Raw genomic sequence first — 25,574 nt, 5'->3', positions numbered from 1 at the left:
TGGGGAGCGTGGCGGCTCAGGCGGCCGGCGGGTAGCCGGCCTCGCTGAGCACGTCGGCCAGGGCCTCGCGGCTCAACCCGCTCTCCACCTTCACCGTCCGCTGCGCCAGGTCGACCTTCACATCGGCCTGGCCGTCGGCCTCCTTGACCGCGGCGGTGACAGCGGCGAGGCAGTGACCGCAGCTCATGTCGGGCAGCTTGAATTCATGCATGTCGGACTCCTTCTGAGACGGGATGAAAGCAGGGAACAGGCCGCAGGTTAAACCTTGCCATCGTGGCAGGGTCAAGCGCGATCCATCCCCTCTCCCATCGGGTGTATGGTGTTGACCTTCCCATCATGGCAGGCTTGAGACTGTCGCCATGAACACCGCCGCCTTCACTCCCACCGCCCCCTCCGCTCCGTCCGGCGAACTGCAGTTCGCCGTCTCCGGCATGACCTGCGCGAGCTGCGTCAACCGCGTCGAGCGCGCGCTGCGCAAGGTGCCCGGCGTCGAGGGCGCCGAAGTCAACCTCGCCGCCGAGACCGCCACCGTCCGCGCCCAGCCAGGCGTCGCCGCGGACGCGCTGGTCGCCGCCATCGGCAAGGCCGGCTACGAGGCCCGCGAGATCGTCGACGACACCGAGCCGGCGCCCGCTCCAGTGCCATGGCGCGCCACCGGCTGGCCGGTGGCCATCGCCGCGCTACTCACGCTGCCGCTGATCGCGCCAATGGTGGCGATGCTCTGGGGCGCGCACTGGATGATCGGCGGCGCGTGGCAGCTCGCGCTCGCGACACCGGTGCAGTTCTGGCTGGGCGCGCGCTTCTATCGCGCCGGCTGGGCGGCGCTGAAGGACCGCAGCGGCAACATGGACCTGCTGGTCGCGCTGGGCACCAGCGCCGCCTACGGGCTCAGCGTCTACGAGCTGCTGCGCGCCGGCACGTCCGGCGAGGCGCTCTACTTCGAATCGGCTGCCGCCGTGATCACGCTGGTGCTGCTCGGCAAGTGGCTCGAGGGCCGCGCCAAGCGCCAGACGCTGAGCGCCATCGCGGCGCTCCGGGAACTCCGGCCCGAGCACGCGCGCGTACGGCGCGGCGCGGCGGGCGCGCAGACCGACGTCGACGTGCCGATCGCGCAGCTCAGGCTCAAGGACCTGATGGTGGTGCGTCCCGGCGAGCGCATCCCCGCCGACGGCCGCGTCCGCGAAGGCCGCAGCCAGGTCGATGAATCCCTGATCAGCGGCGAGAGCCTGCCGGTCGACAAGGCCGAGGGCGACCGCGTCATCGGCGGCGCGGTCAACGGCGAGGGCCTGCTGCTGGTGGAGGTGACGGCGCTGGGCGCCGAGTCGACGCTGTCGCGCATCGTGCGGCTGGTCGAGTCCGCGCAGGCGCACAAGGCGCCGATCCAGCGCCTGGTGGACCGCGTGAGCGCGGTGTTCGTGCCGGCGGTGCTGGTCATCGCGGCGATCACGCTGCTGGCCTGGGGGCTGTCGACGGGCGACTGGGAACGCGCGCTGATCCACGCCGTCGCGGTGCTCGTGATCGCCTGCCCCTGCGCGCTGGGTCTGGCGACACCCGCGGCGATCATGGTCGGCACCGGCGTCGCCGCGCGGCGCGGGCTGCTGATCAAGGACGCGCAGGCGCTCGAACAGGCGCGCCGCGTCGCCCTGGTGGTATTCGACAAGACCGGCACGCTGACCGAAGGCAAACCTCGGCTCACCGCCTTCGCAGCCGCGCCGGGCCAGGACGAGACCGAAGCGCTCGCGCTCGCGGCGGCCTTGCAAGCCGGCAGCGAGCATCCGCTGGCGCGCGCGGTGCGCGACGCCGCCGCCGAGCGCGCGCTCACCGTGCCCCCCGCGACCGAGGTCCGGGCGGTGGCGGGGCGCGGCTTGAGCGGCCGGGTCCAGGCCCGGGCGCTGATGCTGGGCAGCGGCCGCTGGATGGCGGAACGCGGCGTCGACCTCTCGCCGCTGCAGGCGCAGGCCGACGCGGCACTGGCCCAGGGCCGCACGCTGTCGTGGCTGGCGGCGCAGGAGGACGGGCCAGGCGCTCCGGCGCTGCTGGCGATGCTGGCCTTCGGCGACCGCAACAAGGCGGCCTCGGCCGCCGCGATCGCGGACCTGAAGGCGATGGGCCTGCGCACGCTGATGCTCAGCGGCGACAACGCCGCCGCCGCGGCAGCGGCCGGCGCGGCGCTGGGTCTCGACGAAGTCCGCGGCGAGCTGCTGCCCGAGGACAAGGCGCGCCTCGTCGCCGAGTTGCGGGCCGGCGGGACGCCGGTCGCCATGGTGGGCGACGGCATCAACGACGCGCCGGCGCTGGCCGCCGCCGACGTTGGCCTGGCGATGGGCGGCGGCACCGACGTCGCGATGGAGGCGGCCGGCATCACGCTGATGCGCGGCGATCCGCGCCTGGTCGCGGACGCGATCGCGCTGTCGCGCGCCACCGTCGCCAAGATCCGGCAGAACCTGTTCTGGGCCTTCATCTACAACCTGCTGGGCGTGCCGCTGGCGGCGCTGGGCCTGCTGAGCCCGGTGATCGCCGGCGCCGCGATGGCGCTGTCCAGCGTCTCCGTACTGGGCAATGCGCTGCTGCTCAAGCGCTGGAAAGGACACGCGCGATGACCGCCTCGATCCCGGACGCCCCGTTGACGATCGGCCAGGCCGCGCAGCGCTCGGGCGTGTCGCCGAAGATGCTGCGCCATTACGAGTCGCTGGGCCTGCTGCCGCCGGTGGCGCGCACCGAGTCCGGCTACCGCCTCTACGGCGAGCGCGAGGTGCACACGCTGCGCTTCATCCGCCGCGCGCGTGACCTGGGTTTCTCGATGGCGGAGATCGCCGAGTTGCTCAAGCTCTGGCAGAACCGCCGCCGCGCCAGCGGCCAGGTGAAGCGCATCGCCGAGCGGCACATCGCCGACCTGGATCGCCGCCTGGCCGAGATGCAGGCGATGCGCCGCGCGCTCGCCGAGCTGGCGGACTGCTGCCACGGCGACGACCGCCCCGACTGCCCCATCCTCGACGACCTCTCGCAAGGAGCCTCTCCATGAGCGACATCCCCACCCTCGCCGCCGATCCCCTGCCCGCCCGCTGGGAGCGCATCGCCGCGCACCTGGGCGACGTCGGCGGCCTGCCCATCCGCCGCGCCGTGCCCACGCCCAAGCGCCGCATGATCGGCGCATGGTGCTTCCTCGACCATGCCGGCCCGGCCGACTTGACGCACGGCACGGCGATGCGCGTGGGCCCGCATCCGCACACCGGGCTGCAGACCTTCAGCTGGATGATCGAGGGCGAGGTGCTGCATCGCGACAGCCTGGGCTCCGAGCAGATGCTGCGGCCGGGCCAGGTGAACCTCATGACGGCCGGCCGCGGCATCAGCCACACCGAGGAGTCGCGGTCGGACCGGCTGCAGCTGGCGCAACTGTGGATCGCGCTGCCGGACGCGGTGCGCGACCGCGCGCCGGCCTTCGAGCACTTCCCCGAGCTGCCGGCCTTCGTCACCGGCGGCTTCGACACGATGCTGCTGGTGGGCGAGTTCGGCGGCCACCGCTCGCCGGTGCCCAGCCACACGCCGCTGCTGGGCGTGGACCTGAGCGCGGCCCGCGCGGCCGAGGCGGCGATCCCGCTGCATCCCGACCACGAGTACGGACTGATGGTGCTGGAGGGCGAGATGTCGGTGACGCTGGACGGCGAGTCCACCGGCCTGAGCCGGCCCGGCGAATTGCTCGCCATCGCGCCGGGCGCGCGCGCGCTGAAGCTGCTGTCGGGCGGCGGCAAGAGCCGCGCGCTGCTGCTGGGCGGCCCGCCCTTCGGCGAGCCGGTGCTGCTGTTCTGGAACTTCGTCGGCCGCTCGCGCGAGGAGATGCAGGCCTGGGCGGAGGAATGGAACAGCCGCGAGGACGGCGGCCGCTTTGGCGCGGTGCAGGGCTTCGACGGGCCGCGGCTGCTCGCGCCGGTCGTGCCGCCGCTCAAGGCGCCGCGCTAGCGGCAGCGGCAGCCGGTTCACGGCGCCGCGACTGCGGCGCGCGCGCCGCGCAGGACTAAGGCCTCCACCGACGACAGCTGGCCGGCCTGCTCGGCGGCCGTCAATCCCTGCTCGACCCAGTCGGCCACCGGCGGCGCGCCGGGCCCCTCGGGCAGACCGCGTGACAGCCAGTCCGCCGCCGTCCCGGGCGCCACGTAGTTCGCATGCACGGCGCGCAGGACGGCATGCACGTACTCGGCCACGGCACGCCGGCTGGTGGCCCCGAGGCGGTCCGCCACCAGCGCCAATCCCTGCCGGCCATCGCGCAGCCGCATCGACAGCAGCCGCTCCAGGTGCCGCGGCTCGAGCCAGCCGCTCGCACAGGCGAGATGCCAGACCTCGGTCAGCGCGTCGACGGTGGCGGCCAGCGGCCGGTCCCGCATGGACGAGCCGGTCATTGCCAGCGCCAGCGGCGATTCGACGGCGCCGCCGCGCCGGTACCCCATCAGCGACATCAGATCGCGCGACCCCAACCGGTCGCGCGCCAGCGAGACGAGGCCGCTGGCCAGCGCGCGCGTGGCGGCCGCGGAGTGACGCACGGCCTCGTGCAGGGCGCTCTCGCCAGGCCCGCCAACCTCCGCGCGCAGCAGCCGGCGCAAGGCGACCCGCGACAGCCGGCCGGCGCGGCTGGCCTCGGTCACACCGCGCAACCACTCGCGCACGGCGCCCAGATGTCCGGCCATCACGGCGGCTCTCACGGGCGGCACCTGGCCGGGGACGCCCGCGAAGACGCGCAGCATCACGCCTTCGGGCAGAGCCATCGGCAGCCGCTCGACTGCCTCGATCAGTTGCCGCATCGCGACGACGTTTCCGCAGGCCATCGCCGGTCCGATCGCGAGGTGGAAGCCCGCATGGATCCAGCGGCGCATCAGCAAGCCTGCCCGCTCCAGCAGGCGGACCGGCACCAGCTCGCGCTCCACCTCGAGATGGGCCTCGAGCACCGCCTGATGCCCCCCTCGCACGGCCTCGCCGGGCCCATGGGCGTCGCCGTCCGCCAACAGGAGCGATAGCGCCTGCCCGCGCGGGATCAGGCGCTCGGCGACCGCCTGCCGCAATGCATCGAGGAAGGCCCGCTGCGCCTGCACGTGGCCGCCGGCCATCGCGCGCACGTAGGCCGGCGGCCCCATGTCGCCGCCCCGCATCAGGGCGGCCCAGTGCGAGCGTCCGATGAGGCGCTGACGCAAAGCCTCCAGCAGCGCCTGCAGCCAGACGGTCGCCGCCTCCGCGTAGCCGCGGTCCATCGCCCGGCCGAGGCCTTGTCCATGCACCGAGCCGCCCTGTCCCGCCGAGCGGAACACCTCGCCCATCCAGTGCGCGGGAATCAGACCATCGCCGCAGGCTTTCCCCAGCGCGCCCAGGTAGACGGACAACAGATCGTGGCGGCCCGCTTCGAGCGCCTCGCCGGCTGGCGAGTACTGCTCGCCGTTCAGCTGTCCGAGCACCAGGCGCTGGTACTGGCCCACGGTCAACGGCCCGCCCCGGCAAAACCGGTCCACCGCATCGAGCCAGACGTTCAGCGCCGCGGCGGAGCCGGCACGCATCGCGTCGATCAGGGCCGGATGTCCCCGCTCGTCCTTGCCCGTCAGCATGTTGACGCAGCCGCGGCCACCCATCGCCGGCGCGGCGCGCCGCAGCAGCTGCAACCAGCACGACAGCCGCAGATCATCCCCTTCCCGCAGCGCGCCCGCCAGCGCGGCGCCGCCATCGATCGCCCGCCAGAACTTCAGCGCCACGGCCGCCGTCGCGCACTGGGCCGCGATCTCACGCAGACGCGGCCAATCACCGGCCTGGTCGGCCGCCGCGCCCAGCGATGCACGGCACTCCACCGGCCAGCAACAGGGCGGATGGCGCCGCCACCACGCCGCCATCGCCTCGCGCGGCATCCGGCGCCACCAGCGCGACGCCAGGTCGTCGCTCACCAGCCAGCGCGGCGGCAGCCATGTCCAGTCGGCGTCGGTGGCGTCGGCCAGCGCCGCGCGCGCGATCGCTTCGCGCTGCCCCGCCGCCAGGGCGATGGTGGGCGCGATCGCGCGTCCGGCGCGCCCTTGCAGGCCGTCGAGCACCCGGAGATCCGCCATCGACACGCGCCGCGCCGCGTGATCGTCGCCGTTCTCGCGCATCCAGCAGAAGGCGCCGGCCAGATCCATCAGCTCGATCAGCCCGCCGTCGTCAGAAAGCCAAGCCGCGACGGGGACCGGGGGAGCTGGCGCTTGCGTCAGCGCGCCAAGCGCCGCGAGGTGCATCAGCACCCCGGCGGCCACCCGCCCGGCATCCGGTGTGAGCCGCCAGAGTTCGTCGCCGGCCGATGCCGGATCGGGAAAGGCCTCGAGCAGAACCTGCCGGGAGACCGGGCCGATCCCGCCTTCGAGCTGGCGATGCGCCTCATGGAACGCCTCGACTTCCCACGGATCCGTCAGCTTCAGGCGGTCGGCGTCGATGCCGTGCTCACGCAAACATCGGCGCATGTCGACCAGGCCCGTCTCCGCCATCCGCAAGGCGGTGCGCGCCGGCGAGGCCGCCTCGGACAGGATCGCCGACATCTCTCTCGCGACACCGCCGTTCCACAGGCGCGCATCCATGAAGATGTCGGTCGGCCGCGACTCGCGCAGGGGCAGGCCCAGGCGCTGGATCAAGGCGTTCGCGAAGTGCGCGTGGTGGGTCCTGAGCGGATGCGGCTGCATCGGATCGCGGCCCACGGTGCGGCGCACGAAGCGATCGATGGCCTCGTCCCTCAGACCGTCGCGCGCGCGCAGCGCCGCGGCGACCGCACCGCCGCGGCCCGCATCGAGCCGCCGCACCGCCTCCGTCAGCGTGTGGACGAAGCCGCCCAGGCAGGCCTTGAGCGCGTCAGCCACCTCGATCAGTTGCTCACGCCGGTCCTCGACCGGCAGCCGCGGGTCGGCCAGCGCGGCGGCCAGCCGCGACAGTAGCCGGGCGCCGTCGCCGCGGAGATAGGTCAGGTAGTGGGGGTCGGTGGACAGGTACGAGTTTCCGCGGGCCAGGCCGGCGGGAAGGTCGGCGAAGACCGAGGCCACGCTCAACTGGTCGTCGACGTGGAGCAGCTCGGCCGCCCGCGCCATCAACTGGGCGCAAGCGCTGTCCAGCGACGCCGCACCGCAGGCGGGGTCGTCCGCATCGGACGCCTGGTCGCGATCCGGCGTCGCGGAGACCGCCACGGAGAAGCCGAAGTGCCCGTCGAAGGTGTCTTCGGCGGCAGGCAGCGGATCGCGAGCGGATCGATGGAACAGGTGGGGCATGGCGGCGCCGCCGGGCGGCGGTCTCGGCTTCGAAGACCGCCTGTGTCATGCCCCTGCGGAGCCCGCGCGCTGGCGCTCGCTGGTGGACCGGCGCCGCCGCGGGCGCCGATCCAGGCCGCCGCACCGCGCGTCCAGGCCGTGGCCAGCCGCGTTTCGCGCGGCGGTTGGCTTCAGGCGAACTTGCCGGCCTGGAAGTCGCGCACCGCCTGCAGCAACTCACCCTCGGTGTTCATGACGAACGGGCCGTACTGCGCGATCGGCTCGCCCAGCGGCTGGCCGGCGATCAGGATGGCGCGGGCGCCTTCCTCCGACGCGGTCAGCCGCACGCCGTCCGAGCCCGGCGTGTTGGCCAGGATCGCCATCCGGCCGCTGGGCACCAGGCAGCCGGTGTCGAAGCGCAGCGCGCCGCGATACACGTAGAGGAAGGCGTTGTGCGTCGAGGGGATCGCCTGCTCGAAGCTCGCGCCGGCGTCCAGCCGCACGTCGAGGTAGAGCGGCTGCGTCGCGTCGCGCTGCACCGCGCCGGCCACGCCATGGCTGTCGCCGGCGATGACGCGGACCGTGGCGCCTGGCCGCACGAGCTCGGGGATCTCGCTGCTGGCGATGTCGCGATACCAGGGGTCGCGCATCTTGTCGCGGCCGGGCAGGTTCAGCCAGAGCTGGAAGCCTTCCATGCGGCCTTCCTGCTGTTCGGGCAGTTCCGAGTGGATCACGCCGCGGCCCGCGGTCATCCATTGCACGCCGCCCGGACCCAGCAGGCCTTCGTTGCCGGCCGAGTCGCGGTGGCGCATGCGGCCTTCGAGCATGTAGGTGACGGTCTCGAAGCCGCGGTGCGGGTGATCGGGGAAGCCGGCGATGTAGTCGTCGGCGTTGTCGGTGCCGAAGGCGTCCAGCATCAGGAAGGGATCCAGCCGCCGCTGCAGGTCGTGCGTCAGCACCCGCGTCAGCTTGACGCCGGCGCCGTCGCGCGTGGCCTGCCCTTGCACCAGGCGCTCGACCTGACGGGGCGTCGTGATGGTGGAGACAGGGGTCGCGGCAGTCATGATGGATTCCTTTCCTTCTTCAATGAACTTGGGCTCGCCCGGCCGTTCAGGCCGGCTGTGCCTCGCCGAACAGCGCGGCGATCTCTTCGCGGGCGGTCGCCAGCCCCTTGGCCGCGGCTTCCTCGCCCATGTTCAGGCCTTCGGCCAGCACGAACTTCACGTCGTTCATGCCCAGGAAGCCCAGCGTCACCTGCAGGTAGGGGACGATATTGTCGGTCGGCTGGCCGCGGTGGATGCCGCCGCGCGAGCTGACGACGATCACGCGCTTGCCGGTGACCATCCCCTCGGGACCATTGGCGCCGTAGCGGAAAGTGACACCGGCGCGGGCGACGGCGTCGATCCAGTTCTTCAGCTGCGACGGCACGCCGAAGTTGATCATCGGCGCGGTCAGCACGATCACGTCGGCGGCCTGGAGCTCGGCGATCAACTGGTCGTTGAAGGCGACGCGATCGGCCTGGGCCTGGCTGCGGGCGTCGGCCGGCGTGAACAGCGCGCCGAGGGTGGCCTCGTCCATGGGCGGCAGCGGCCGCACCGCCAGGTCATGCACGACCGTCTTGGCGCCCGGGTTGCGCTCGACCAGTTGCTGCACGACCTCGTTGGCCAGCAGGGTCGAGACCGAGCCCTGGCCTTCATGCAGACGGCGGGCGCTGGAATTGATCTGGAGGATGTTCATGGTCAGTTTCTCCGGGCTTGTCTGGCTTTGGGAGCCAAGGTGTGATGGGATGGAGATGACTGTATTGATCGCTTGAGAGCACCGGAAGACGTCGCATCGGATAAGTTTGTTCCTCCCATGGAACAGTCCAGCGATGACGCCGTGGGTGCCGGGCGGGCGGGAAGGGGCCGGGCCTTCGCCTCCATCGCTGCCAGGCTCTGGGCGTTGAGCGTCCTGGCTCGCCAGTTCACGGCGGTGCAGATCCGGTTGCTCAACCAGGCCAGCGACGCGCTGGAGGCGTCGAACAGCCCACAGTCTTCTGGCGGCGGGTCGTCGGGCGCGGCTCGGACGCCCAGGAGCTGCTGCAGATGGCCGCCCTGCTTGCGGATCCGCAGGTTGATCTCCGGCGAGGCCACGAACCTGGGGGGCAGCGACGCGGACTTCCGGATCCCGCTGTCGATGGCGGCACGGCGCACCGCATCGAAATGCTCCTCGCACGCCAATCGCGGATCGGTCGGCACCCGGTAGCGGACGAAATGGCAGAGCGTGGCCGCGGGATCGTTGCTCAGGACCAGTTCATCGAGGAACTGGGCCAGCAAGGCGCGCTTGTCCCCGATGCGGCCAAGGCTGTCGGTTTCCAGCCTGCCGAGGCGCTTGGCGACGTCCCGCATGGCCACCACGCCGAAGGTCTGCAAGCGGACCACCGGATCGTCCGTTTCGCCCGTGGGCAAGCTGCCCAGCCATTGGTTTGCGAAGTCATTCAGGGGCCGTGGTTCGACCACGCCGAGGCTGTGGCAGGACGCCAGCAACCGGTCCAGCGCCAAGGCAAATTCCGCGTTGCCGAGGTGCGTCAGCAGCGGCTCGTCCTCGGGATCCGGCACAGGGTCGGCATCGTCCCTGAGGCAGATCTTCCAGTGCGCGTTCATGTGGATCGCGTCCTTCGGATCGAACTTGATCGAGCGGGGATCTCGCAGATCCGTTGGCGACTTCGGGTCCCCCAGGCCCAGGTCGTTCAGCCTTGTCTGGACGGCCCTGGTGGGAATGGCACTGAGCGGCCCGATCCATGGCGAGAGACGGGCGACACGCTCGTTCCACAGGGGGTTTCCCTGCGCCCGCGACAGGGCGGTACTTTCCGTGTCGACCATCAGATGGGCGAGCGTCAGGACGACGCCATGGGTCGATCCCACGGCTCGAGATTTGAATTTGAAGTTGGATCTGGCGTTGGCGTCGCATCGGAACCGTGCCTCGTAGCCGTTGAGAAGCGCGGCGCGTTCAGGGGGCTCGAGCTGGCCCAGGCCGTCGAGAAGCCGCTTCAGGATGCGACGGCCGCCGTCGAGCATCAGCGCATCGTGCTCGTTCAGGGCGCCAGGTTCGACCTTGCTCTCATACCGATGGCGCCATTCCTCAAGGCACTCGCGCAAGTGGGGGGCGGTCTCGGGGACGTACGGGATCAAGCAGCCCAGGTGGTCTGCGACCCGCTGCTGGAGCGTCTTCAGGCGCTGCGGCTCAATGCGCGTCAGGATCGCGCCGACCGGCCCGATGCCGACCAATGGGGCGCAGCTGGGCGCGTGCCGCGCCGCGTGGTGCGCGCTCTGCGTCGCCCTTGCGTTGTCGAGGCGGGCGGATGCGGTGTGGCCGTCGATGACCGAGGGGGGAAAACTGGGGATGCTGAACAAGCGACTCTCCGGTACGGAACAGGACAGGCGAAACCAGATCCCGGAGCGTCGGGACCCGGCGCGAAGGGCGCTTCAGTCCGGCTCCCTGCTTCGTTGTTCCCGGATCAGCATCAATCTTTGGGTCCGTCGCTAATATTCACCCCATTCAACGAACAATCAGGACCGATGCCGATGAGCCTCGATGCCGACGACCTGCTGGTCTTTGCCCGCGTGATCGAGAGCGGCAGCTTCAGCCGCGCCGCCGAGCGGCTGCAGTTGCCGAAGTCGACGGTGTCGCGCCGGATCGCGGCGCTGGAGGAGCGCCTCGGTGAGAAGCTGCTCCAGCGCAGCACGCGCCGGCTGACGCTGACCGACTTCGGCCAGGGCGTGCTGGAGCACGCGCGCGTGCTGGCCGGGGAGGTGGACGGCGCGCTGGCGCTGGCGCTGCACCGGCAGCAGCGCCCCACGGGCCGGCTGCGGGTGTCGATGGCGGCCGACTTCGCGCACCAGATGCTGACGCCGATGCTGAGCCGCTTCGTCGGCGACTACCCCGAGGTCCAGTTGGAGCTGGACCTCTCGCCGCGCCGCGTCGACCTGATCGCGGAGGGTTTCGACATCGCGGTGCGCATGGGCCAGCTCCCACCGGACAGCCAGCTCGCGGCGCGGCGGCTGGCGATGTTCAGCAGCGGCCTGTATGCATCGCCCGACTACCTGGCCCGGCACGGCGAGCCGCAGTTGCCGGAGGGGCTGCTCAGCATGCATGGCCTGATGATCCTGAGTCGCGCCGGGGAGGCGCTGCCGTGGCGGCTGTTCGGCATCGTGGACGGGCAGGCGGATCAGCGCCACGAGTGGACCGGCGTCCCGGAGCGCCGCACGCTGGTCAACGCGCCGGACATGCTGCTGCACATGGCGCGCGCGGGTCTGGGCATCACCTGGGTCGGCAACCAGTACGCCCAGCGCTTCGTCGACAGCGGCGAGCTGGTGCGCGTGCTGCCGGCCTGGTGCGCGGAGCCCTCGACCTGCTGGGCGGTGTTCCCGCAGCGCCGCCTGATGCCGCTTCGCACGCGGCTGTTCCTCGACGCGATGGCGGAGGAACTCGGGCCCTTCGATCAGGCGGCGATGTACGGAATGTGATTCAGGACTGCGGCGAGACCGGCCGCCAGAACGTGTCCAGCTCTCGGCTGCGCCCGGGCGTCACCGTGTCGATCGCCTCGATCACCACCTGCTTGAGCCGGTCTGACGCACGAGGGGCTTCCCCCGCCGCGTATTGATTGACGATCCACGGATCAACGGGCAAGGCCAATCGCCCCCCCTCTGTCAGCACATCCATCGCACACAACGCGCCTTGCGCCTGCCAAAGCCGGATCGGCCCACCCGGCAGACCCAGGTGCCGGCCATCCGGGAGGTTCTTGATCGTGACTGGTGCGGCGCATTCGCTGAAGGACAGTCCTTTCCGGCGCAATTCCTCCAGGAACAAAAGACCCATCGGGTTGTGATCGCGATGCAAGATCCCCTCCCCGCCAACACGAGCCGTCCACAAGCAGAAGATCCACAGCGGCAGCACCCATGGCCATTGCCGCGGACCCGCGCTGCTGGACAGGGACGCGATCGCCAGCTGCGCGCTGTCCAAGGAAAGCTCCTCCCAGCGCGAACCCGTGCTTGCCTCGACCTCCGCAACCACCGCCCGGACCTGATCCCTGGCGAGACGAGCCACCACGGCGCCATCGCGCCAATGGGGCATGGCGCTGAAGATCGTCCTGGTGACCGTTTCCGCGTCGACCCGCGACGCGGGGCCGGGACCAGCCACCTCAGGCAGCGCGAGCAGTTCCCGCATCTGCGAACGGATGGCCGAGAGCTGCCGGGAGCGTTGGTGGGGCCGCGGTTCGTCGTCAGCCCAGGAGGCGGTGTCCTCCACCAGGGCAGCCTCCGCGAGCCGCTGGCGCGTGGCGATGAACGCCTGGCACAGCGGGTCGGAACCCGCCAGACACTCGGCCAGGAGGTTCAAAGCCTCGGCAAGCGCCGTCACGAAGGCCGCGCCAACGGCGGGCGGGTGGCCTTCGGCGCTCCCCGCCAGCTGTTGAAACAGCTGCGTCATGACGGTCCGGGTCACGGCGGCATCGCAGGTCCGATGGCTCAACTGCGACAGCAATCGGTCAAGCAGGCACTGCCCCAGGCCCAGCACGTGGATCTCGTCTTCCAGGCTGCCTCGCTTGCCAGCCTGCAGCAAGCTGACCACGTTCAACGGACCGCGCAAGGCCCGCGCCACCAGATTGGCGTCGAGTTGCGGCAAGCACGCCGCCGCATCAAGCGCGGCGAGCTTGCGCGCGGTCTCTCTCACCGCCTCCGAGCCTCGATCGGCCATGAACTGGTCGAACGTCTCCCTGTCGGTCGAGGCCCCCGGCCCCTTGCGCCCGCGCCCGGTAAAGCAGACACGAACGTCCGTCTGCAGATCACCGTCCATGCGCTGTGGCAAAGGCATTTCCGCCGCACGCGCGGCCAAAACGTTCACAGGAAGCTCGAACCCTGTGTCGGGCGAGTGCGGGCGCGCTGGGCTTGAAGGCAGCATCGGGATCTCCGGAAAGCGGAAATCCCTTCAGTTCACTCCTCAGGAAGCGGGTTCCGTCACTCGCCACCGTCCGCCAACCGTCCCGGAATCCGGGCTCGCTCGCGCGGCGCGGGAATGGGTTCTCAGGCCGGCGGGTACGCCGCCTCGCGCAGCCGGTCATTCAACGCGAACAGCGAGATGGCGGAGGTGTCGTACAGGCCACCGATGTCCGCTTCCAGGTCCTCCTCGCCCGCGGCGGCCCGGACGCCGAGCAGTTGCTGCAGGCGGCGGCAAGCCCGTGCCACCGCCGCCTCCGACTCCACCCTGGACGTCCCCTGAAGCAGCGCCGCCGCGGACGCCTTGACCGCGTCCTCGATGCCCTTCCGGCGTCTGGCGTCGGTCACCTCGAGCGTCGATTGCGCATCGTGCGGCACCTCATAGCGTGCGTACTCGAGCAGCGTCGCCGCAGGGTCCGCAGCCTTGGCCAGGTCGCGCAGCAAGCGCCCCAGGGTTTCCCTGTTCCGCTCGCGCAAGGCCCGGTCTCCCGGGCGCTCAAGCCGGCTCGCGACGCGCTTCAATGCATCGGCGCCGAATGTCTGCAGATTCCCGGCCAGGTCGTCCTGCCCGCCCGATGCCGTTTTCGGCAGCCAGTTCTCCGCGAATGCACGCAACGTGGCGTCCGTCACCATCAGATCGTCACAGCAACGCTGCAACCGAACCAGCGCGGCGTGCAGATCCGCCTTGCCCGCGTCCGAGAGCGGGTGCTTGTCGTCCGGAGCTGCGCAACCCGTCAGACAGACGCGCAAGGTCGCGTTGTTGCGGATGAAGTCCATCACCTGATGGAGGCCGTCGTAGTCCATGTCCCAGTCCTCCAGGCCCACGTTGAACATCGCCTCCTCACATTCACGCGCCGTGATGCGCCTCATCAGCAGCTGAGGCCGGGCCCACTCGTCAAACCGCGCGCGGCGCTCCTTCAGATGAGGGTTGTCCTCGCCCGCCCGCAGGCTCTCCACCTCGATCAGGGCTCTGGCAAGCGGGCAGACCCCTCGTCGCCGATCCACCTGAGCCGGCACGCGGCTCTCGAGGAGAGTGAAAGCCTTCTGGCGGTCGGCGGGCTTCATCTCGCCCAGTTCCTTGCACAGTGCCGCCAGGACAAGGGGGCCAGCCTCGAGCATCTCCGCATCGTGCGCGCGAAGCTCCGCAGGAGGTGTCGAGAAGCTCTCGCTCCACGCCTGCAGCCTTTGCTGCAACGTGCCGTTGGCCGGGGACGGAAGCAAGCCGATCAGTTGCACCCAAGAACCGGCACTGGGCCGCGGACTGGGCCGAAGTATTTCCCGTGTAGCTCTCGACATACATGAGCACGGTTGCCTTGAGCGCATCCCAGCGGGCGTTCTTCTGCGCCAGCGACTCAAGCCATTGCACGCCAATGAGCGTCTGCTGCACCGCTGTCTGGAACTCGGGCGACCGGATGAAATCGTCCGTCGACATGCGGGAGTCATAGCAGACCGGTGACGACCGTGCCATGGCGAGGCGGTCCTCGAACGGCTGCTCCGCAGGACTCGCTGGGGACGAGGGAAATGCGAACTGTGAATACACGGAGAACCCTTTGCATGAGCATCAACAAGCGGCGTTTGTGCGCCGCAAGGTGCTCAGGGGTTCGCCGCGCAACCGGCTGCTACTCGACCTGGAACCCGATCTCCACGCTCACCTGGCGCGGCGCCGGAATGGGCTCGAAGCGCCACTGCTTGACGGCATTGAGTGCCGCCGCGCTCAGCTTGCGATCCGGCGAGCGCACCGCCTGCGCCGCGTCCACCGTGCCGTCCGGACGGACGATGAACTGCACCATCACCGATCCCTGGCGCTGCATGGACAGCAGTCCGCGCGGGTATTCGGGATCGACACGGCGCACCAGCTTCAGCGGCACCGGCTCGTCGGGCTCGGCCGTCTCCGGCTCGGGCGGCGTGCCCTTGCCCGCGGGCGCCGAGGTCGACGGCGCGGCGATCGCCACCACCTGCGGCGATGGCGCCTCGGACAGTGGCTGCGGCGCGGGCGCGGCGGGCGCGACGGTCTGCGCCATGGGGGCCGGCGACGGCGCCGTGGCGGCCACCGTCTGCATCGCGGCACCGGCATCGCCGCGCGCCGCGAGCGGGCGCTCGGCGGCCGGATCGGACTCCTGGCGGCGGGCCGGGATCATCGCCGGCGCGGCGGCGGCCGGCGCCGGCTTGGCCACCGTCTTCACCGCCTCGGCCTTGGCTTCGTGCGGCCTGTCGGAGGCCTTCTTCTCGCCCTTCTCGGCGTGGAACTTGATCCACTGGAAGACCTTGTCGGCATCGCGCTTGGCGCGCTCGACATCGCTGAGCTGAGCCTTGGGATCGGCCGCCGCGGCGGGAGCCGCCGGCGCGGTCTGCGCCTGCGCGGCCATCGCGGCCAGGGACAAGCTCAAGACCTGGCACAGCGCCAGGCCGCCACGCCGCACGCTCAGGAAACTTCGGCTGCTCATCACTCCACCCTCTCGATTGCGCTGCTGCTCTCGTCCTGGGGACGCCGGTCTTGTCTGCCTCGTGTGGCTCTCTTGGGCTCTCGTCGCTCTTGTGGCTGCTGGTGTTGTCACGCCCAGCATGAGCGCCGCAGTGTAAGAAGTCGTATGCGGGACAGGGACTCGGGGTTTGCCCGCAAGAACGGTGTAACGGTGACCCGCGGGCCCCGGCGCGTCGACGAATTCACGAACGCCAGAGCCCCGCCCGCGGCCGGACCTATACTGCGCGCCTGCTCCGGGGAGCCCTGGGCCAGGCGATGCATGCGGCGACGCGCGCATCGGCCGGCACGGGCTGAGACATGGCGATGAAGCCATGGACCCGCTGAACTTGATCCGGTTCGTACCGGCGTAAGAAGAGCCCGCCCTTCGTGGCGCACCCTCGGCGAATCTCGCGCATCCTGGCGCCGCGCCGACGCTCGGCGGCCCTCGGGCCACCCGGTGCGCCCCCTCGCGAGGGGCCCCGTTCCTCACGCCTTGCGACCGCCTCGGTCCAGCCTCCGGCGCCCAACCGGAGACACCGATGCTTGACCTGACCCCGAGTTCCCTCCCCGAGGCCCGCGCTGACAAGCGCCCCGATGCGGCCGCCGACTTCCATGAACGCCTGGCCGCCAGCCGCGCGCCGCTGCCGGCGTCGACCAAGACGCACGAGGCCGGCACCCTGCATCCGCGGCTGCGCGTGCCGCTGCGCGAGATCGCGCTGACCAACGGCGAGCGCATCGCCGTCTACGACACCTCGGGCCCCTACACCGACCCGGCGGTGACCACCGACGTGCGCCGCGGCCTGCCGGCCACGCGCGCCGCCTGGATCGAAACCCGCGGCGACACCGAGGCCTACACCGGCCGCCCGATCCAGCTCTACGACGACGGTCTGCGCGAGGCCGCGCAGCAGCAGGCGCTGCGCGCGCAGACCGCGGCCCTGAACCGCACGCCGCGGCGCGCGAAGGCCGGCGCCAACGTCACGCAGATGCACTACGCGCGCCGCGGCATCGTGACGGCTGAGATGGAGTACGTCGCCATCCGCGAGAACGGCCGCCGCCAGTGGATGGCCGAGTACCAGGCCGACGCCGAGCGCGAGCAGCGCCTGCGCGGCGACGGCCTGGGCGCCGCGATTCCGGCGGTCATCACGCCGGAGTTCGTCCGCGACGAGGTCGCTCGCGGCCGCGCGATCATTCCGGCCAACATCAACCATCCGGAACTCGAGCCGATGGCGATCGGCCGCAACTTCCTGGTCAAGGTCAACGCCAACATCGGCAACTCGGCGGTGAGTTCGGGCATCGAGGAAGAGGTCGAGAAGCTGGTGTGGGCCACGCGCTGGGGCGCCGACACGGTGATGGACCTCTCCACGGGCCGCAACATCCACACGACCCGCGACTGGATCCTGCGCAACAGCCCCGTTCCCATCGGCACCGTGCCGATCTACCAGGCGCTGGAGAAGGTCGGCGGCGTGGCCGAGGACCTCACCTGGGAGCTTTTCCGCGACACGCTGATCGAGCAGGCCGAGCAAGGCGTCGACTACTTCACCATCCACGCCGGCGTGCGGCTGCCCTTCGTGCCGATGACGGTCAGGCGCCGCACCGGCATCGTGTCGCGCGGCGGCTCGATCCTGGCGAAGTGGTGCATCGCGCACCACCGCGAGAACTTCCTCTACACGCACTTCGAAGAGATCTGCGACATCATGAAGGCCTACGACGTCAGCTTCTCGCTGGGCGACGGCCTGCGGCCGGGCTCGCTGGCCGACGCCAATGACGAGGCCCAGTTCGCCGAACTGCGCACCCTGGGCGAGCTGACGAAGATCGCATGGAAGCACGACGTGCAGACCATGATCGAAGGCCCGGGCCATGTGCCGATGCACATGATCCAGGCCAACATGACCGAGCAGCTCAAGCACTGCGACGAGGCGCCCTTCTACACGCTGGGCCCGCTGACGACGGACATCGCGCCCGGCTACGACCACATCACCAGCGGCATCGGCGCTGCGATGATCGGCTGGTTCGGCTGCGCGATGCTGTGCTACGTGACGCCCAAGGAGCACCTGGGCCTGCCCGACCGCGACGACGTCAAGCAGGGCCTGATGGCCTACAAGATCGCGGCGCACGCGGCCGACATCGCCAAGGGCCATCCGGCGGCGCGCGCCCGCGACGACGCGCTGTCCAAGGCGCGCTTCGAGTTCCGCTGGGAGGACCAGTTCAACCTGGGCCTGGATCCGGAGACGGCGCGCGAGTTCCATGACGAGACCCTGCCCAAGGACAGCGCGAAGGTGGCGCACTTCTGCTCGATGTGCGGGCCCAAGTTCTGCTCGATGAAGATCACGCAGGACGTGCGCGAGTACAGCGCGCAGCTGGAGGACGGCATGCGCGAGAAGAGCGCGGAGTTCCGCGCCGGCGGCGCCGAGCTCTACATCCCGATCCGCCAGGACTGAGCGCGATGGCCGCGATCGCCATCGCCGGGGCGGGGCTCGCCGGGCGGCTGCTCGCGTGGGCGCTCGCGCGCGCCGGGCATCGCGTCGAGGTCTTCGACGCGTCGCCCGGTCCGGCGCCCGCCTTCGACGCGCAGGGGGCCGCCGCGTTCAGCGCGGCCGGCATGCTGAGCCCGCTCGCCGAGCAGGAGCAGGGCGGCGCCGCGATCGCCGCGCTGGGATGGCGTTCGCTGGCGCTGTGGCCCGGCATCGTGGCGGCGCTGCCGCTGCCCGTGCCGCTGCAGGCGAACGGCAGCCTGTTGCTGGCGCATCGCGCGGATCTGGGCGCCGCGCAGCGCGCGCTGATGCGCATGCCGGGCGCGGAGCCCCTCGATGCCGAGGCGCTGCGCGCGCGGGAGCCGATGCTCGCGCCAGGCCTGCGCGGCTGGCTGCTGCCGCGCGAGGGCCTGATCTCGCCGCCCGCCGCGATGACCGCGTTGCAGGCGGGCGCAGCCCAGGCGCGCTGGCACTGGGCGCGGCCCGTCGACCAGGTGCTGCCGGGCGAGCTCCATTTCGCCGATGGCGGGCATTGGCGCGGCGACTGGGCGATCGATGCGCGCGGACTGGGCGCGCGGCCGCCATTGGCGCTGCGCGGCGTGCGGGGCGAGATCGTCACGCTGTCGCTGCCGGGCCATGGCCTGAGGCATCCCGCGCGGCTGCTGCATCCGCGCCATCGCGTCTATCTGGTCCCCCGCTCCGGCGAGGAGCTCGTCGTCGGCGCCAGCGAGATCGAGAGCGAGGACCGCAGCCCCATGTCGCTGCGCTCCGCGGTCGAACTGATGGCCGCGGCACAGAGCGTGCTGCCGGCGCTGTCCGAGGCACGCATCGTGCGGCTGGATCGCCATCTGCGCCCGGCGCTGCCGGACAACCTGCCCTTCACCCATCACGAGCCCGGCCTGCTGCGGCTCAACGGCCTGTACCGCCACGGCTGGCTGCTGGCGCCCGCGCTGGTCGAGCGGCTGCTCGGCGAGGCCGGCCTGGCCACGCTCGGCGCGCTCATCGGCGAGCGCATTCCAGCCACCGATTCCCTGGAGACTTTCCCATGACCGCCCTGCCCTCGATCACCGTGCGGCTCGACGACCGCGCCGTGGCGCTGCCCGCCGGCGCCACGCTCGCGCAACTGCTGGAACTCGAACGGCGCGAGCCCGCCGCAGTCGCAACGGCGCTCAATGGCCGCTTCGTGCCGCGCGACGCGCGTCCCGCGACGGCGCTCCGCGACGGCGACGTCGTGCTGTTCTTCCAACCGATCGTCGGAGGCTGAGATGACCAACGGATCCGATCCGCTGCTGATCGACGGCGTGGCGCTCGACAGCCGCTTCTTCCTGGGCACGGCCGGCTATCCGAGCCCGGCGGTGCTGTGCGAGGCGATCCGCACGTCCTCGTCGCAGGTGCTGACGGTCGGCCTCAAGCGCACGCTGCAGGCGGGCGACAACGGCGCGCTCGCGCAGGCGCTGGCCGCCGGGCGCGAACAGGGCGCGCGGCTGCTGCCCAACACGGCGGGCTGCCGCAGCGCGCGCGAGGCGGTGCAGCTCGCCCACATGGCGCGCGAGCTCTACGGCACGGCGTGGATCAAGCTGGAGGTGATCGGCGACGAGCACACGCTGCAGCCCGATCCCTTCGAGCTCGTCGCCGCCGCGACCGAGTTGACGCGCGAGGGCTTCATCGTCTTCCCGTACTGCACCGAGGACCTGATCCTGGGCCGCCGGCTGCTCGACGCCGGCTGCCCGCTGCTGATGCCCTGGGGCGCGCCGATCGGCTCCGGCCAGGGTCTGCTGAACCTGCACGGCCTGTGCACGCTGCGCGAGCGCCTGCCCGGCACGGTGCTGGTCATCGACGCCGGACTGGGCGCGCCGTCACAGGCGGCGCGGGCGATGGAGCTGGGGTTCGACGCCGTGCTGCTGAACAGCGCGGTCGCGCAGGCCGGCGACCCCGTCGCAATGGCGGGCGCGTTCCGCGACGCGGTGGGCGCAGGACGGCGAGCCTTCCGCGCCGGCCTGATGGCGCCGCAGTCGTTCGCCGTCCCGAGCACGCCGGTCAGCGGTCACGCCTTTCTGCTGGGGGACGCATGAGCGAGCGGGAGAATCGCCGGGAATCGCCGGCGGCCAGCGCCCTGCCCTCGCCCCTGGTGCCGCATCCGAGTCTGCCCTCGCGGTGGGCGGAGGCGGTCGATCCGGATCTCTTGGCGCTGCGGCCCTGGACCGACGATCCTGAGCCGCCGGTGATCTGGAGCGTCGCGGGCACCGACAGCGGCGGCGGCGCGGGCCTGAGCGCCGACACGCGCGCGGCCGCGGCGATGGGCGTGCACCTGTGTCCCGTGGTGGCGGCGGTCACGGCGCAGCACTCGCGGGGCGTGAACGCGGTGTTCCCCTTGCCGGCGAACCAGGTGCGCGCCCAGCTCAGCGCGCTGCGCCAGGATCTGCCACCGCGCGTCGTGAAGACCGGACTGCTGGCGAGTGCGGCCACGGTCGATGCGCTGCTCGCGCAGCGTGGCGACGCCCTGCTGGTGGTCGATCCGGTGCTGGGCGCGAGCGCCGGTGGCGCGGCGTTCTGCGACGACTCGCTGCTGAGCGCCTACCGGCATCAGCTGATGCCGCAGGCCGCGCTGATCACGCCGAACCGGCGCGAGGCCGAACGGCTGCTCGGCGTGCCGGCCGGCCATTTGCCGGTGCCGGAACTCGCCGCGATGCTGCGCGGCCGGGGCGCGCAAGCCGTGGTGGTCACGGGCGGCGACGACGCGGCGCTGGCGGACGGCCTGTCGCTGGACTGGCTCGACAGCCCGCTGGCGACGGGCTGGATCGCACTGCCGCGGCTGTCCGGCCGCGACGGCGCGCCAGCGCATCACCACGGCAGCGGCTGCACTTTCGCGACCGCGGCGGCGGCCGCGATGGCGCGCGGCTTCGCGCTCCCGGACGCCGTGATCCTGGCGAAGATGCTGACGTGGTCGGCGCTGCGCGATGGACACGCGGCCGGCGCGGGGCCGGGACCGCTGCGCCCGGATCGCCGCTTCATCGAGGACCCGCGCGCGATGCCCGTGATGGGCTTCGACGACGAGACCGCGCCCGACCGCGCGACGCTGACGCGCTGGCGCGAGATGCTCTGGCCGTCGGCGCGGCGCGCGGCGCCCTTCCCGACGGGGCTGTACGCGATCACCGAGCGGCCCGAGCGCATCGCGGCGATCGCGGTCAGCGGCCAGTTCGAGCATCTGCAGCTGCGGATCAAGCGCGGGCCGGGCGTCGACGAGGACGCACTGCGCGCCGCGATCCGCGCGGCGGTGCGGGACATGGCGGGGCGCTCGTCGACGCTGTGGATCAACGATCACTGGCGATTGGCGCTCGAGGAGGGCGCGCGGGCGCTGCATCTCGGGCAGGAGGACTGGGCGGCGCTGGACACCGCCGCCCGTGACGAGCTGCAGCAGCGGCGCGCGCGGCACGGTGTGCGGCTGGGCCTGTCGAGCCACAGCCTGTGGGAGCTGTGCCGGGCGCGGGGCGTGGCACCGGACTACATCGCCTGCGGCCCGCTGTGGTCCACGACGACGAAGGACATGCCGTGGCTGCCGCAAGGGCTGGCGCAACTGCGCTGGTGGTCACGGATGGCGGGCACGCCGGTGGTGGGCATCGGCGGCGTGCTCGAGGACCGGCAATGGCGCGCCGGCCTGGCCGCGGGCGCGTCCGCGATGTGCCTGGTGCGCGCGGCGGAGGAGATGGTGGCGAACGGCCGCTTGCGCTGACGACGGTTGCACCGACTCGCGGCCACAGGCTCCCGCTGGCCCGGCTGGCGGCGCTGTTGAACTGATTCAAGGACTGCGCCCGCCTGCCGCGGGCGCCCGTCAAGCCTGCTGACCGCAGTCGTTCAGGTAATAGACCCAGCGCTTATTTCTCGTCGCAGCCGTTCGAGTAGGAGATAAAACGCCTCTTCTTGAGGTCGTGCTCCTGCGGCACGGGTCGGGCGTACAGCATGAGTACCTCCTCGATCTCGAACTCGGGGCCGGCATCAGCGCGCCAATCGAACAGCGTATTGCGCTCGCCCGGGCGCATGGGCTCGGCGCTGGCCTCGAAGAGGACCGGGCGATGATGCTCGTCCCGAATCGCCAGGGAATTGCCGATCAAGGCCTCGGGTGCATTGAACAGGCCCTTCCCTTCGCCGCCCACCCTTGCGCCGAAGAAGCAGGCGTTCTTGCGCGACGTCACCAGCGTGCCCACGATGACGGCGCCATCGTGAGGCAGCGGTTGCGTCCACGACGCTCGCGGAACGAAGTGTTCAGACCGGTCTCCCAGATGAAAGCGCAGCTGCTGACCGAATTCGAGGCCGAAGAACTTCTTCTCCTTCACAGGCGGCAGCCCGACGGCGCTCGCGTTCTCGAACAGCCCATGCGCCCGCAACGTCAGCGTCCGGCCGGCCGGCACCTTGACGCGCGCGACGAAGGCGGGCTCGATCGCGGCCATCCACCCGACGGTCTTGTCTTCCCTCCAGTGGTCGGTGACCTTCAGCTTGGGGTGATGGGTGTCGATCTTGGGCATCTGGCACCAGTGGCCCGGCGTGCTGTAGCCGTCGTGCCCATGCATCCAGCGGTGATGCGCGCCACAGACGACCGGATGGATCTCCTCGGCCGGGGGCGGAACGGTGTCCCCTTCGGCGACCGGCGTGCAGGTCAGGCCGTCCGTCGAATGGCACATCAGGTCGCCGGCCGGCGTCTCCGCCAGCCAGTGCCTGGCGCCGAGCATCGAGTAATCGGTCCACTCCTCGGGACGGAGGAACTTCGTCGCATAGGCCGAGCGGCACCAATGGAGCTCGCCATAGTCGCTTTTGCCATCCTTGTTACGGTCGTAGAAGCCGTCGTTGTAGCCGTTGACACCCCAAAGAGCCTGCATTTGGTCCGTGCCGCACACGAGCGGCTTCAGTGTCGATTCAGGGAAGGCCTCCGGGTCCGTCACTTCACCGCTCCAATAGCAGTCGGTGCCGTTCGGGCTGAGGCAACTCAGATCACGCCGCGGACCAAAGGGCGTCATGACCTCGGCCTCGAGCCGCACCCAGCCTCCCCACCATCTCCGCCACTCGGTCGGCTCCTTCTTCGCGGAAGCCTGCTCCGCCTCGGCGGGTGACGGCTGTACGGGGGGCGACGTCGCGACGGCGGCGCCGGACCAGACGCCACCGAGCATGAGCACGGTGGATAGGACGATGGAACGCATGAGGGCTCCTGATGAAAACGAGGAGCCCGATCAGTGTCTTCAGGGGGCACTCGACCACCCATGAAAAAGCCGCCAATGACGGCGGCTTTTGCGTGCGTCGCGGGACAACCCCGGGGCGGCGCTGGCACCGCCCTGTCCGTCCGCTCTGGTCGGCGTTTCAGCGCGTCTGGGCCGCCTTCGCCGGGCGCTTCGCGCCGCTGGTATCGGCAGGCGCCGTTGCGCCCTTCACGGCCGCCTGCGCCAGCTTGAAGAACACATCGGTGTTGTCCATCACGCCGGTGAACGCCAGCGCGCCCGGACCGAACGCCGACAGCGGAACGTCCGTCGCCGTATGCACCGCCTGCTCGCCGGGCACCTGACCGGTGACGAGGAACTCCCCTTGCGCGTCGTCACGCTCGGCGGCGTTCGCCGGATACCACTTCAGCGGCTCGCCCTTGACCATCGGCTGCTGCGAGTCCCGCAGCGGCGTCTGGTTGGTGCGCCAGTCCTCGTACCGGTCCGCGTTCGCGCCGTAGCCCACCAGCAGGCGGTAGTCGATGTCGGTCGCCTCCGGATAGCCGTCCGTGGCGATGCGATAGCGCGGGAAGCCCGCCTTCTCGTACACGCCCACGACCTTGTCGCGCAGGTTGGCCGCGCCCTTCTTCGCCGCCGCGTCCCGCAGCGCCTGGTCCGTCAGCATCGAGCCGCCGATCAGCGCCGCGCCCGAGCACTCGTGATCCGCCGTCACGATCACCAGCGTGTCGCCGTTCTCTCGTGCGAAGTCCTGCGCCACCTGCACCGCGCGGTCGAACTCGATCGTGTCGAGCATCCAGCGCTCGCTGTCCATGTTGTGCGCCTGCTTGTCGATCGAAGCGCCCTCGATCATCAGCACGAAGCCCTTGGACTGCTTCTTCAGCGTCGCGATCGCGGCCTTGGCCATCTCGTCGAGCATCGGCTGGTCGGGGAAGCCGTAGTCGTCCACGACGCTGCCGCCGGCCAGGCCCTGCTTCACGCCGCGCCGGCCGTCGATCTTGTCCAGCGCCACGTTCATGTTGGAGAACGCGAACAGGCCCAGCAACTTGTCCGCGCCCGCGCCAGCGGTGGCCGCGTCCAGCTCGGTCTTCGTCGGCGCGTAGCGGTAGCCCGCGGCCTGGAACTCCTTGATCAGGTCGCGGTCCTTGTCCTTCGCCCCCGGTGCCGCGCCCCAGCGCTTGACGATCTCCGCAGTATGCGCGTCGGTCGGCGAGAACGCGTAGTCGTTGCCGTCGGCGCGCTCGGAGCCGGGCGTGCCCGCCGGCAGGAACCACTTGCGGCCGCCGCCCAGCAGCACCGTCAGGCCGGTGCGCGAGCGGTCATCGAAGAACTGGTCGACGATGCCGGTGCCCGCGCCGCGGTTGCTGGTGTGGACCGCGTTGCCGGCCGGCGTCGCGTCGAACACATCGGCCGTCGTCACGATGCCCAGCGCCTTGCCCTGCGTGCGGTGCAGGTACTCGGACAGGTATTCGATGCGGGGATTGTCGAAGGCGTCGACGGTGTCATCGGGGAACACGCCCTCTTCATTGTTGTTGTTCTTGTTGCCGGAGACGTAGGAGGTCATGCCTGGCGAGGAGTCGGTGACGATCGAGTTCAGCGACGAGGTCTTGACCAGGCCCGTGGCCGGGAAGGTGTCCATCGCCAGCGGCTGGATGACCTTGCCCTGCGCATAGCCGCCCTTGACGATGCGCGCGGCGGTGCGCTGCGCCGCACCCATGCCATCGCCCAGCAGGATGATGATGTTCTTGACCTTCGGGCCCATCGAGGCGGCGAACGGGATCACGTCGAAGTTGCCGGTGGCGCTGACCTTCTGGCCGTCGGACTGCGTGGCCTCGACGCTGAACTCGTGGCGGCCGGCCTTCTCCAGGCCCATCGCGCGCACGGTGGCGATCGCGGTCTCGGCGCTGATGCCCTTGACGCAGCCCGACGCGCAGTCGCGCATCGCGACCGTCGCGTCCACCGGCTTGCCGTCGACCAGGAAGCGCGCGGCGGTGATGCGTTGACCGGCGTCGGGCCTGATCGTGGCCTGCAGGTCGAAGCGCTGGCCGGGCAGGAAGCGCGCGATCACCGGCTCGGGACGGCCGCTGGAGAAGCGCTCGCTGGGCGGTGTCAGACGCGTCACGGCCGGCGCGGCCAGCGCGGAGCCAGCGGCGGCCAGCGCCATCAGCGCGCAGGCGGCAGCGTTCAAGGAAGGAAGGTGCTTCATCGGGGAAGTCTCGTGGAGGAGGAATCGGAAG

General features: G+C 71.1%; 19 protein-coding genes and 1 riboswitch. Of the genes, 9 read left to right on the top strand and 10 right to left on the bottom strand.

The genetic code is table 11. The features are described from left to right. Positions 1-16: 16 nt before the first annotated feature. Positions 17-211, bottom strand: coding sequence for a heavy-metal-associated domain-containing protein (locus tag ABDW61_RS19780; RefSeq protein ID WP_343641134.1), 195 nt, complete (start codon positions 209-211; stop codon positions 17-19). 148 nt (positions 212-359) lie between these two features. Between ABDW61_RS19780 and ABDW61_RS19775 the strand changes: the two genes are divergently transcribed. The 3 genes from ABDW61_RS19775 to ABDW61_RS19765 are packed head-to-tail and all read left to right on the top strand — an operon-like array spanning position 360 to position 3,957. Then, the gene (locus ABDW61_RS19775) at positions 360-2,600 is read left to right on the top strand and encodes a heavy metal translocating P-type ATPase (protein ID WP_343641132.1); all 2,241 of its coding nucleotides are present in this window, start codon (positions 360-362) and stop codon (positions 2,598-2,600) included. Next, positions 2,597-3,022 carry a Cu(I)-responsive transcriptional regulator gene (gene cueR, locus ABDW61_RS19770; RefSeq protein WP_343641131.1) on the top strand — a complete coding sequence of 142 codons (426 nt, stop codon included), beginning with the start codon at positions 2,597-2,599 and terminating at the stop codon, positions 3,020-3,022. Before ABDW61_RS19775 ends, cueR begins: the two co-directional genes overlap by 4 nt. Continuing rightward, the gene (locus ABDW61_RS19765) at positions 3,019-3,957 is read left to right on the top strand and encodes a pirin family protein (RefSeq protein ID WP_343641129.1); all 939 of its coding nucleotides are present in this window, start codon (positions 3,019-3,021) and stop codon (positions 3,955-3,957) included. The genes cueR and ABDW61_RS19765 overlap by 4 nt, the downstream gene beginning before the upstream one ends. A 17-nt stretch (positions 3,958-3,974) precedes the next feature. Here the strand turns inward: ABDW61_RS19765 and ABDW61_RS19760 are convergent, their stop codons facing one another. The 4 genes from ABDW61_RS19760 to ABDW61_RS19745 all read right to left on the bottom strand — a co-directional run bounded on the left by ABDW61_RS19760 (position 3,975) and on the right by ABDW61_RS19745 (position 10,624). Beyond that, positions 3,975-7,253, bottom strand: a complete 3,279-nt coding sequence (locus tag ABDW61_RS19760) for a hypothetical protein (RefSeq protein WP_343641128.1) — start codon at positions 7,251-7,253, stop codon at positions 3,975-3,977. A gap of 170 nt (positions 7,254-7,423) precedes the next feature. Then, positions 7,424-8,296, bottom strand: coding sequence for a pirin family protein (locus tag ABDW61_RS19755; protein ID WP_343641126.1), 873 nt, complete (start codon positions 8,294-8,296; stop codon positions 7,424-7,426). A gap of 46 nt (positions 8,297-8,342) precedes the next feature. Continuing rightward, positions 8,343-8,969, bottom strand: coding sequence for an NAD(P)H-dependent oxidoreductase (locus ABDW61_RS19750; protein ID WP_343641125.1), 627 nt, complete (start codon positions 8,967-8,969; stop codon positions 8,343-8,345). Positions 8,970-8,971: 2 nt separating this feature from the next. After that, on the bottom strand, positions 8,972-10,624 hold the full coding sequence (locus tag ABDW61_RS19745) for a hypothetical protein (RefSeq protein WP_343641123.1): 1,653 nt from the start codon (positions 10,622-10,624) through the stop codon (positions 8,972-8,974). 171 nt (positions 10,625-10,795) lie between these two features. On the opposite strand from ABDW61_RS19745, the gene ABDW61_RS19740 reads away from it, so the two are divergent. Beyond that, on the top strand, positions 10,796-11,737 hold the full coding sequence (locus ABDW61_RS19740; protein WP_343641121.1) for a LysR family transcriptional regulator: 942 nt from the start codon (positions 10,796-10,798) through the stop codon (positions 11,735-11,737). Position 11,738: 1 nt separating this feature from the next. Here ABDW61_RS19740 and ABDW61_RS19735 read toward each other — a convergent pair whose 3' ends face one another. The 3 genes from ABDW61_RS19735 to ABDW61_RS19725 form a co-directional block, all read right to left on the bottom strand. Beyond that, complete coding sequence (locus tag ABDW61_RS19735) at positions 11,739-13,112, bottom strand: hypothetical protein (RefSeq protein WP_343641120.1); 1,374 nt, start codon at positions 13,110-13,112, stop codon at positions 11,739-11,741. A gap of 179 nt (positions 13,113-13,291) precedes the next feature. Beyond that, a complete protein-coding gene (locus tag ABDW61_RS19730; protein ID WP_343641119.1) occupies positions 13,292-14,440 on the bottom strand; it encodes a hypothetical protein in 1,149 nt (382 codons plus the stop codon). Between the two features lie 383 nt (positions 14,441-14,823). Further along, positions 14,824-15,648: a TonB family protein gene (locus ABDW61_RS19725; protein ID WP_343641117.1), complete on the bottom strand. Its 825-nt coding sequence runs from the start codon at positions 15,646-15,648 to the stop codon at positions 14,824-14,826. A 262-nt stretch (positions 15,649-15,910) separates the two neighbouring features. Then, positions 15,911-16,056: riboswitch (TPP riboswitch) on the top strand. Between the two features lie 148 nt (positions 16,057-16,204). Here ABDW61_RS19725 and thiC point away from each other — a divergent pair. Genes thiC through ABDW61_RS19700 form a run of 5 tightly spaced genes read left to right on the top strand, consistent with a single transcriptional unit; the run spans position 16,205 to position 21,866 of the window. Further along, on the top strand, positions 16,205-18,103 hold the full coding sequence (gene thiC / locus ABDW61_RS19720; RefSeq protein ID WP_343641115.1) for a phosphomethylpyrimidine synthase ThiC: 1,899 nt from the start codon (positions 16,205-16,207) through the stop codon (positions 18,101-18,103). Positions 18,104-18,108: 5 nt separating this feature from the next. Next, a complete protein-coding gene (locus ABDW61_RS19715) occupies positions 18,109-19,185 on the top strand; it encodes an FAD-dependent oxidoreductase (protein WP_343641113.1) in 1,077 nt (358 codons plus the stop codon). Next, the gene (gene thiS / locus ABDW61_RS19710; RefSeq protein ID WP_343606205.1) at positions 19,182-19,400 is read left to right on the top strand and encodes a sulfur carrier protein ThiS; all 219 of its coding nucleotides are present in this window, start codon (positions 19,182-19,184) and stop codon (positions 19,398-19,400) included. Before ABDW61_RS19715 ends, thiS begins: the two co-directional genes overlap by 4 nt. A 1-nt stretch (position 19,401) precedes the next feature. Further along, positions 19,402-20,208, top strand: coding sequence for a thiazole synthase (locus ABDW61_RS19705; protein WP_343641112.1), 807 nt, complete (start codon positions 19,402-19,404; stop codon positions 20,206-20,208). Then, positions 20,205-21,866 carry a bifunctional hydroxymethylpyrimidine kinase/phosphomethylpyrimidine kinase gene (locus tag ABDW61_RS19700; protein ID WP_343641110.1) on the top strand — a complete coding sequence of 554 codons (1,662 nt, stop codon included), beginning with the start codon at positions 20,205-20,207 and terminating at the stop codon, positions 21,864-21,866. Before ABDW61_RS19705 ends, ABDW61_RS19700 begins: the two co-directional genes overlap by 4 nt. Before the next feature lie 142 nt (positions 21,867-22,008). Here the strand turns inward: ABDW61_RS19700 and ABDW61_RS19695 are convergent, their stop codons facing one another. Both ABDW61_RS19695 and ABDW61_RS19690 read right to left on the bottom strand, forming a co-directional pair. Next, the gene (locus tag ABDW61_RS19695; protein WP_343641108.1) at positions 22,009-23,325 is read right to left on the bottom strand and encodes a hypothetical protein; all 1,317 of its coding nucleotides are present in this window, start codon (positions 23,323-23,325) and stop codon (positions 22,009-22,011) included. Between the two features lie 157 nt (positions 23,326-23,482). Then, positions 23,483-25,543, bottom strand: a complete 2,061-nt coding sequence (locus tag ABDW61_RS19690; protein WP_343641106.1) for an alkaline phosphatase — start codon at positions 25,541-25,543, stop codon at positions 23,483-23,485. Between the last annotated feature and the right edge of the window lie 31 nt (positions 25,544-25,574).

The sequence above is a fragment of the Roseateles sp. genome, from assembly GCF_039595595.1.
In the GTDB taxonomy this organism is placed as follows: domain Bacteria; phylum Pseudomonadota; class Gammaproteobacteria; order Burkholderiales; family Burkholderiaceae_C; genus Roseateles.
The sequence above is the reverse complement of the archived record's forward strand: the minus strand, read 5'-3'. Positions and strand labels throughout refer to the sequence as shown.